Origin of the sequence: Micrococcus sp. Mcc28, from assembly GCF_024519775.1 — a bacterium.
In the GTDB taxonomy this organism is placed as follows: domain Bacteria; phylum Actinomycetota; class Actinomycetes; order Actinomycetales; family Micrococcaceae; genus Micrococcus; species Micrococcus luteus.
Genome location: NZ_JALJRH010000021.1, coordinates 25,638 through 33,582, shown reverse-complemented (window position 1 = coordinate 33,582; position 7,945 = coordinate 25,638). Strand labels below are relative to the sequence as shown.

Sequence of the window (7,945 nt, the reverse complement as noted above, 5' to 3'; positions counted from 1 at the left end):
GGACTTCACCGCCAAGGTGGTCTCGCTCGGGGGCCGGCACCACCGGATCCGCCCCTACACCCCGCGCCATAACGGGAAGGTCGAACGGTACAACCGGCTGATGGTCGATGAGGTCCTCTACGCCCGCCCGTATACCTCAGAGACAGCTCGGCGTGAGGCGCTGGCCGTGTGGGTGAACCACTACAACTACCATCGGCCTCATACCTCCTGCGGGGACGCCCCTCCGGCCTCGTTGGCCCCGGCCCGAGTCAACAACGTCATGCCCTCCTACACCTAGGCCGCCCGTCCGCACATCACCAGGACCCCCGCCGTCAGGATGGGCCACCGCCGCCGCGGGTGTCGCAGAACTGCACACCCCGCCCCTACGGCACCGGTCATAGCCTGACTCTGCCACATGTGATCTAGGTCATATTCAGGCGACAGGAATCGACCCTAGTGAATGGAGAACGATTATGCGCGCAGCGCTCGCAATGAAGGTCGGGGGCAAGTTCGAGATCCATGATGTGGTGATCGACGACCCGGTGGGGCGGGAGGTCTTGGTGGACGTGAAGGCCTCCGGCCTGTGCCACTCGGACCTGCACCTCATCGACCACGACTTCGGCCTGCCCCTGCCCGCCGCCGGAGGGCATGAGATCTCCGGTGTCGTCGCCGCGGTCGGCCCCAGCGTGACAAGCCTGAAGCCGGGCGACCGCGTCGTCGCCTGTCTGATCGCCTACTGCGGGGCCTGCGCGCGGTGTCTCGCGGGCCAGACCACCCTGTGCCTGAATCAGGAGGCTGTGGTGCGGGGGCCGGAGGAGAAGCCACGCCTCACACTTCAGGACGGCACGCCCGTCGCCCAGTCCGTCAACGTGGGCGGATTCGCCGAGCAGGTACTCGTCCATGAGAACCAGCTAGCCGTTGTCAACGAGGACATCCCCTTCCCGCAGGCCGCGCTCATCGGTTGCTCGGTCGTCACCGGTGCTGGCGCGGCCATCAACACGGCCCACGTACGGCCCGGTGACACGGTGGCCGTCGTGGGCGTCGGTGGCATCGGCCTCAATGCCGTGAGCGGTGCCCGTCTATGCGGCGCCAAGCGCGTGATCGCGATCGACCTGGACGACTCCAAGCTTGAGGCGGCCCGCCGGTTCGGCGCCACCGACGTGGTCAACTCGGGCTCCGGGGACGCCGTCGAGGCGGTCCTCGGGATCACGGGCACCGGAGTGGACCACGCGTTCGAGGCCATCGGGTTGCCAGTGACCCAGCAACTCGCCCAGGACGTTCTCGGACCTGGCGGAACCGCGTACCTGATCGGCATTGCCCCGCCCGGGACCACGGCCCAGTTCGGCGCCTCGCTCGATTCGCTGTTCGCACAGCGACGCCTGCAGGCGGTGGCCATGGGCTCCTCCAACATCCAGCGCGACATCCCGCTGTACGCCGACCTGTACGTCCAGGGACGTATGGATCTGGACCACATGGTCTCCCAGGAGATCTCCCTCGATGAGATCAATACCGGGTACGAGCGGCTCCTCAACGGCGAGGTGATCCGTTCCGTCATCACCTCGTTCTGATGCCCCACTCCCCATCTCACGACTCCTAGGACGCACCATGACTGAGACATCGAACTCCCCTATGACCGCGCGAGTACGCGCCTTCCTGGACCGCCCCCACCGCCTCCTGATCGGCGGTGAATGGGTCGACGCGGCGTCCGGGAAGACCTTCGAGACCCGGGATCCTGCCACCGGCGAGGTGCTCGCCACGGTGGCGCACGCCGAGCAGGCCGACATCGACGCCGCCGTCGCCGCGGCCCGTGCCGCCTTCGACGAGGGCTCATGGGTTCGGATGCGGCCGAATGTACGCGAGGACCTGCTGTGGCGGATCTCCAACCTGATCACCGAACGCCTCGAGGACTTCGCGCTCCTGGAGTCCCTCGACCAGGGCAAAGGCGTGGGCATCGCCAGCGCCTTTGACGTCCGCGCCGCTGCGGACTGCTTCCGTTACTACGCGGGCTGGCCCTCGAAGCTGCAGGGGGCCGTCAATGCTCCATCCATGCTGCTGGCCCCGCCCGAGGCCGAGTTTCACTCCTACACACGGCGCGAGCCCGTGGGCGTGTGCGGTCAGATCATCCCATGGAACTTCCCGCTGTTGATGGCGGCCTGGAAGATCGCCCCCGCACTGGCCACGGGCAACACCGTGGTCCTCAAGCCCGCGGAGCAGACGCCGCTGACAGCACTGATGCTGGGCGAACTGTTGACGGAGGCAGGCGTGCCGGCTGGCGTCGTCAACATCGTCACCGGCCACGGCGACGCCGGTGCTGCGCTCACCGCCCACCCTGACGTGGACAAGGTCGCGTTCACCGGCTCCACCGAGGTGGGCAAGAAGATCGTGGGGGCGGCGGCCGAAAACTTGAAGAAGGTGTCGCTCGAGCTGGGAGGCAAGTCCCCCAACATCGTGTTCGCGGATGCCAACATCGACGCCGCCGTGGACGGGGCGCTCATGGGATTCACCCTGAACTCGGGTCAGGCCTGCGAGTCCGGCACGCGCGTGTTCGTGCACGCCGACGTCTACGACCGGTTCAACGAGGCCCTCGCCGCGAAGATGCGCCAGATGAGCATCGGTCCGGGCACCGAGGACGCCGCCATCACCCCGCTGGTCTCCCAGGAGCAGCTGGACCGGGTGATGGGCTTCGTTGAGGAGGGCAAGCGGGACGGTGCCGTCGCTCTGACGGGCGGGCAGCGGCACGGCGACGCCGGCTTCTACGTGGAGCCCACCCTCTTCACGGAGACCACCCCGGAGATGTCCATTGTCCGCGAGGAGATCTTCGGCCCGGTGGCCGTCTCCGTGAAGTTCACCGACGAGGACGAAGTGATCCGCGCCGCGAACGATTCGGTATACGGCCTCGCCGCCGCCCTGTGGACCCGGGACGTCTCCCGTGCCCACCGCGTGGCCGCACGGCTCAAGGCCGGCACGGTGTGGGTCAATACCTTCCATGCCCTGGACTCGCAGCTGCCGTTCGGTGGCTTTCGGCAGTCCGGCTGGGGCCGGGAGCTGGGCGCGGAGAGCTTGGAGCTGTACACCCAGGTGAAGTCCGTGACCATCGCACTCTGACAGACGAACGCCAGTCGGTCAGCCGCCGCGGGTGGGATCCTGCGGCGGCTGACCGACATCGGTGGTCATTCACAGGGGCGCCTGCCGCATCCGCCCGTCGCGGCAGGGCTGAGGGCAAGGCCCTGCATTTCAGCGACGCAATCCGGCGCTACGACGCCGGCTCCACGACGCTGACTTCAACCGCGCCTGGATCTTCCTGTGTCTGATCCGAAGATCGGGCCGGTCACGCTTTTCGCATTCGCCTCTCAGCCACCGGTACGGCCACCGCAAGCGGGAGCGCCGCAAGTCTCGGTCCCATCCGTGGCCTCGTGCCCACCGCACGGCTGATCCCCCGCCACCGGATGGGCGGCGAGGGATCAGCCACTGATCGAGGCGGTGCGCTCGGGGTCGGCTGGGCGCTCGCGGGGTGGCAGGTCCTGGCGGTGGTCTCGCTGGCCGCCGTCGTGCCGGCCGCGCGGTGGGTGGATGCGGGGCGCGACGACGTCGACTGAGGCCGAGACGCTGACGCGGACACCGAGGTCGCTTAGTGTGTGGCCATGGTCACTCGCCCCGTGCTCCAGCAGCCGGTGATCGACGCCGTCGACATCCGTTCCGTCGCGGAGTTCTACCGCGAGCTCCTCGGCCTCCACTACCGCGCGGGCGACGAGCTCGCGGACGGTCGCGAGCCGGACAGCGCGGACTGGCTCGTGCTGCTGGACGACGACGGCCGCCGCGTCCTGACATTCCAGCGCACCGACGAACTGAAGCCCAGCACGTGGCCGTCACCCGAGGTGCCGATGCAGCTGCACCTGGATTTCACCGTGCCGGACCGCGATTCCCTCGACGCGGCCCACGACCACGCCCTGCGCCTGGGCGGGCGCCTCGTCCAGGACCGCTCCGACGACGAGGACGAGCCCCTGTACGTGTTCGCGGACCCGGCCGGCCACCCCTTCTGCGTCTTCGTGGGGTGAGCGCGGCAGACCGCGGGGGTGGTTTCACGCACATGTCGAAGACAAAGAAGCCGGTTCAGTGCCGTCGGTAAGGTCGTCGGGTGATCCCGCAACCCACCGATCGACTCACGTTCCGGTGCATGACCGACGCTGACCTCGACGACATGTGCAGGCTCCGCGGAGACGCGGAGGTCATGCGCTACTACCCGCGGGCCAAGTCGCGCAACGAGGTGCAGCGGTGGATCAACTGGTCGAAGGACAACTACGCCAAGCATGGGTTCGGCCTGTGGGTCATCGAACACCGGACCACCGGCGACTTCATCGGTGACTGCGGCCTGACCTGGCAGAACGTCGACGGCCAGGAGGTCCTCGAGGTCGGCTACCACGTCCTGCCTGAACGCCAGGGACAGGGACTGGCAACCGAGGGGGCCTCTGCCTGCCTGCGACACGGGTTCGAGACCCTCGACGCAACGATGGTCACCGCGATCATCAACCCCGACAACATGGCTTCCCGTCGCGTGGCCGAACGAATTGGCATGACCGTGTGGAAGAGGACGCGCGATCCCAGTAGAGCGCCGATCGTGGTCTACAGCAGCCACGGCCAAGAGGCATGACGCACTGAACTGCCGCCATGGGTGCGTGCCCACTGAGGAGACACGCCCTGCGCCCAGCCGGCCAGGCGCTTCTGCGTCTTCGTGGGGTGAGCGCGGCAGACCGCGGCGGCTCAGCCCTCGAGCCGCTGGTCGAACTCCTCGTGGTCCAGCTGGCGGTGCATGCGGTCATCTTCAAGATACGGTGCCGTCCATGCATCTGGACCCGGCCGAGACGAACCGCCGCGCCTACGATGACGCCCGCGTCGTCGCGGGGATCGCCCCGGCGGGGACCGCGTCGAGTGGCGGCGGGGCACGGCGGAGCTGATCGAGCCGGCGTCGGTGGACCTGGCGGTGGACCGCGTCTGGAGCGGCTGGCACGGCCGCCCATTCGACGCGGCGGAGCACCCGCTGATGATCATCGGGGCCTGTCCACAGGGGGCCTGACCCGTCCACCCGTCATGGCAGGATGACGCATGTCACACGTGATGCGAGGGGGAACCATGACGGACACGACCACGGCCCGCCCCATGCGGCCGGCCCACTTCGACGACGACCCGCCCGTCCGCGGGATCGGCCACCTCCGGCACCCGGTGGTGTGGGGCGGGCTGATCGGGGTGGTCGGCGGCGGCGCCTTCCTGTTCGGCGGGATCGCGGGGCTGCCGGCCGAGCACCAGGGCACGCTGCGCGGCAGCGCGATCGCGCTGATCGGCTTCACGTTGGTGGTCGTGCTGCTGCGCCGGCGGGTGCTGCCCGCCGTGCAGGCGCCCGCCCGCGGCGCGTCTACGGGATCGCCGTCGTCACGATGCTGGCGCTCCTCCCCGTGACACGCCTGGTGGCACTCGCGCTCGACGCACCGACGGCGCAGATCGCCCTGGTGGCCGCCGTGGTGGGCGGCCACTTCCTCCCGTTCGCCCGGGCATTCCAGGCCCCGGTGTTCTGGTGGATCGGCGGGGCGATGGCCGTGCTGGGGCTCGCCGGTGCCGTAGTCGCGGTTCTCGGCGATCCCGTGGCCGGGCCCGCGGGGGCGGCCGAAGCGGGAGCTGCGATGCTCGTGATCGTCGCGGCACAGGGTCTGCTGGCGTCCCCTCGGCAGGACTGAGGGCCGGACCATGACCATGCTTCAGGCCATCCGCCGCTACTACGCCGGCTACGCGCAGTTCAGCGGGCGCGCGTCCCGCGCCGACTTCTGGCTCGCGGCGCTCTACGTGTGGCTCCTGCAGGCCGTCGTTCACTTCGTGTCCACCGTCCTGGACGTGTTCCTCCTCGGCTCCCCGGACCTGTCCCTCCGCGACGCGGCCGTCCTCCTCGTGGGGATCACGCACGCACTCCCCTCGCTCGCCCTGCTCGCCCGGCGCCTCCACGACGCCGGCTTCAGCCGCGCGTGGCTGTTCCTCGGGCTGGTGCCGTTCGTCGGCCCGCTCACGCTGCTCGTGTTCGCGCTCCAGCCGTCCGCCCCGCGCCTCGGACACCCCGCCGATGCGTCGGACCCGGTGCCGGCGGGGGCCACGGCCGCGCGGCGCTGACCCCCGCTCCCCTGGCCCGACCTGATCAGTGATCGTGGTCGGTGTGCTCGTCGGACTCGTGGCCGTGATCGTGGTCGGCGTGCTCGTCGTGGCCGGACTCGGCATCAGCGCCCTCCTCGGGCTTCACGGACTCGGGCTCGCCGGTGACCACGGCCATCTCGACCGGGGCGAACTCCAGGTCCTTCTCCAGGACGGTCTCACCGGTCTCCAGGTCGACGGCCACGAGCTTCTGGGCCTCCGCGTCGGTGACGTAGGCGGTGTTCCCGGCCACCTTGAGGATCGGGCCGGGCTCCTGCCACTCGTCCTTCTCCTTCCACGGCTCGATCACCGGGTACTCGGCGGCGACCTCACCGGTCTCCTCGTCGATCACGGTGACCTCGCCGTCGTAGGTCAGCACGACCGCGGAACCGTCCTCGGCGCGGCCGAGCGAGCGGAACCAGTAGGAGGAGCCGAGGTCCACGGTGGTGAGCTCATCGGTGCGGGTGTCGATGAGGGCGATCGCCGTGGGCCGCTCGACGGCCTCCTCCGGCTCCTCCTCGACCTTGTGATCACCCAGGACGATGGGCGAGTCATGCAGCCCGAACAGGTTCCCGGAGCGCTGATACTCGGTCTCGACGTCCACCTTGTGGAACTCGCCGTCCCGGTACACGACGGGCCCGTTCTCGCATCCCATCACGACGACGTCGCCCGCCTCCGTCGGCTGGGCCGCGGCCTCGCCGTGGCTGCCGGGGCAGTCGTCGGTCTCGGCCGTGACCTCGCTGGTCTTCGGGTCGATCACCTGGAGCGTGTTGCGGGAGTCCTCGGTGCCCTGCGTGGTGAAGAGGGTGCCGTCGGAGAGCTCGAGCGCCACGCCGTGGTGCGGGTCCTCGGTCTCGGCCTCCGTCATGACGGGCATGAGGTCCGGGGTCGCCTTGTCCAGGTGGGTCGAGTCGAAGGTGCGGATCGCGCCCGTGCCGTCCGCGAAGAGGGTGGTCTTGCCGTTGTGGGTGACGACGTGGCCGGGATGCTCACCCGGGAACGTCACGCCGGTCATGCCGGGCGCGGACTCGTAGTGGTGGACGTGATCGCCGTGGGCCTTGGCCTGGATGCCGGTGGAGAACACCTCCCAGCCGTTCCCGGTGGTCACCAGGACGTCCTTGCCGTTGCCGGCGTTGCTCAGCCGCTTGAAGCCCGTGATGTCCTGCTCCTTCACCACCTCACCGGACTCGGCGTCGAGCAGCGTGAGCCCGTCCTCGTGCGAGAGCAGGATGCGCGGCGTCACCGCGGAGACCTCGGTGGTCTGGGTCGGGTCGACGCGGTCCTCCGCGGAGACGGAGGAGGCCGCCGTCGCCTCACCCGCCGGCGACTCGGAGCCGCCCGCGGCGGAGGCGGGTGCCGACGTCGGGCCGGACGGGTCGGCGTCCGCGCCGCACGCCGTCAGGGCGATGGCCGCGGCGGCGAGGGTGGCGGAGAAGGTGGCGGTGCGCGTGGAACGGCGCTGCGGGGCGAAGTGGGACACGGGGAGCCTTTCACGAGAGCGAGAAGATGCGACTGATTCACAATAAAGACTGTTGCGGATGATTCGCAATACTGCGGTGGACCTCACCCCGTCATCCCGGCGGCGCCGACGGCGCGCCCCCGTCGCGGGAACCGGCACGTGACGCCCTCGAGCGCGCGGCGACCCGCCTGTTCGAGGTGGGCGGGGCCTCCGCGACCCTGCGCACACGCGGGCTGGACCGGCATGGGCGCAATGCGCGGGTGCTGGTCAGCCACAACCCGCTGATCTACCGCGCCCGACTGCTCGGCGACCGGGCCGTCACGGACACGCCGGTCGGGC

10 protein-coding genes and 1 pseudogene are annotated in these 7,945 nt (G+C 69.6%); 10 read left to right on the top strand and 1 reads right to left on the bottom strand.

Annotation, left to right across the window (positions count from 1 at the left end):
• From NR073_RS10175 to NR073_RS10135, 9 genes are all read left to right on the top strand, one after another.
• A partial coding sequence (locus tag NR073_RS10175) for an integrase core domain-containing protein (protein WP_256748793.1) occupies positions 1 to 277 on the top strand: 277 nt, incomplete at its 5' end.
• 175 nt (positions 278 to 452) lie between these two features.
• The gene (locus NR073_RS10170; RefSeq protein ID WP_020626558.1) at positions 453 to 1,547 is read left to right on the top strand and encodes a zinc-binding dehydrogenase; all 1,095 of its coding nucleotides are present in this window, start codon (positions 453 to 455) and stop codon (positions 1,545 to 1,547) included.
• A gap of 37 nt (positions 1,548 to 1,584) precedes the next feature.
• Complete coding sequence (locus NR073_RS10165; protein WP_036314923.1) at positions 1,585 to 3,084, top strand: aldehyde dehydrogenase family protein; 1,500 nt, start codon at positions 1,585 to 1,587, stop codon at positions 3,082 to 3,084.
• 308 nt (positions 3,085 to 3,392) lie between these two features.
• A complete protein-coding gene (locus NR073_RS10160; RefSeq protein ID WP_020626556.1) occupies positions 3,393 to 3,575 on the top strand; it encodes a hypothetical protein in 183 nt (60 codons plus the stop codon).
• 45 nt (positions 3,576 to 3,620) lie between these two features.
• Positions 3,621 to 4,034 (top strand): VOC family protein, encoded by a 414-nt coding sequence (locus NR073_RS10155; RefSeq protein WP_036314920.1) that lies wholly within the window; start codon positions 3,621 to 3,623, stop codon positions 4,032 to 4,034.
• Positions 4,035 to 4,114: 80 nt separating this feature from the next.
• Entirely contained in the window at positions 4,115 to 4,627 is a 513-nt protein-coding gene (locus NR073_RS10150) for a GNAT family N-acetyltransferase (RefSeq protein ID WP_020626554.1), read from the top strand.
• Positions 4,628 to 5,106: 479 nt separating this feature from the next.
• Positions 5,107 to 5,430, top strand: coding sequence for a hypothetical protein (locus tag NR073_RS10145; protein ID WP_020626551.1), 324 nt, complete (start codon positions 5,107 to 5,109; stop codon positions 5,428 to 5,430).
• 8 nt (positions 5,431 to 5,438) lie between these two features.
• Positions 5,439 to 5,705 carry a hypothetical protein gene (locus tag NR073_RS10140; protein WP_230278152.1) on the top strand — a complete coding sequence of 89 codons (267 nt, stop codon included), beginning with the start codon at positions 5,439 to 5,441 and terminating at the stop codon, positions 5,703 to 5,705.
• Between the two features lie 10 nt (positions 5,706 to 5,715).
• Entirely contained in the window at positions 5,716 to 6,129 is a 414-nt protein-coding gene (locus tag NR073_RS10135; RefSeq protein WP_020626549.1) for a DUF805 domain-containing protein, read from the top strand.
• A gap of 25 nt (positions 6,130 to 6,154) precedes the next feature.
• Here NR073_RS10135 and NR073_RS10130 read toward each other — a convergent pair whose 3' ends face one another.
• On the bottom strand, positions 6,155 to 7,627 hold the full coding sequence (locus tag NR073_RS10130) for a PQQ-binding-like beta-propeller repeat protein (protein WP_256748792.1): 1,473 nt from the start codon (positions 7,625 to 7,627) through the stop codon (positions 6,155 to 6,157).
• Positions 7,628 to 7,770: 143 nt separating this feature from the next.
• Between NR073_RS10130 and NR073_RS10125 the strand changes: the two are divergent.
• A pseudogene (locus tag NR073_RS10125) lies at positions 7,771 to 7,941 on the top strand (acyl-CoA dehydrogenase); the annotation flags it as partial.
• Positions 7,942 to 7,945 lie beyond the last annotated feature (4 nt).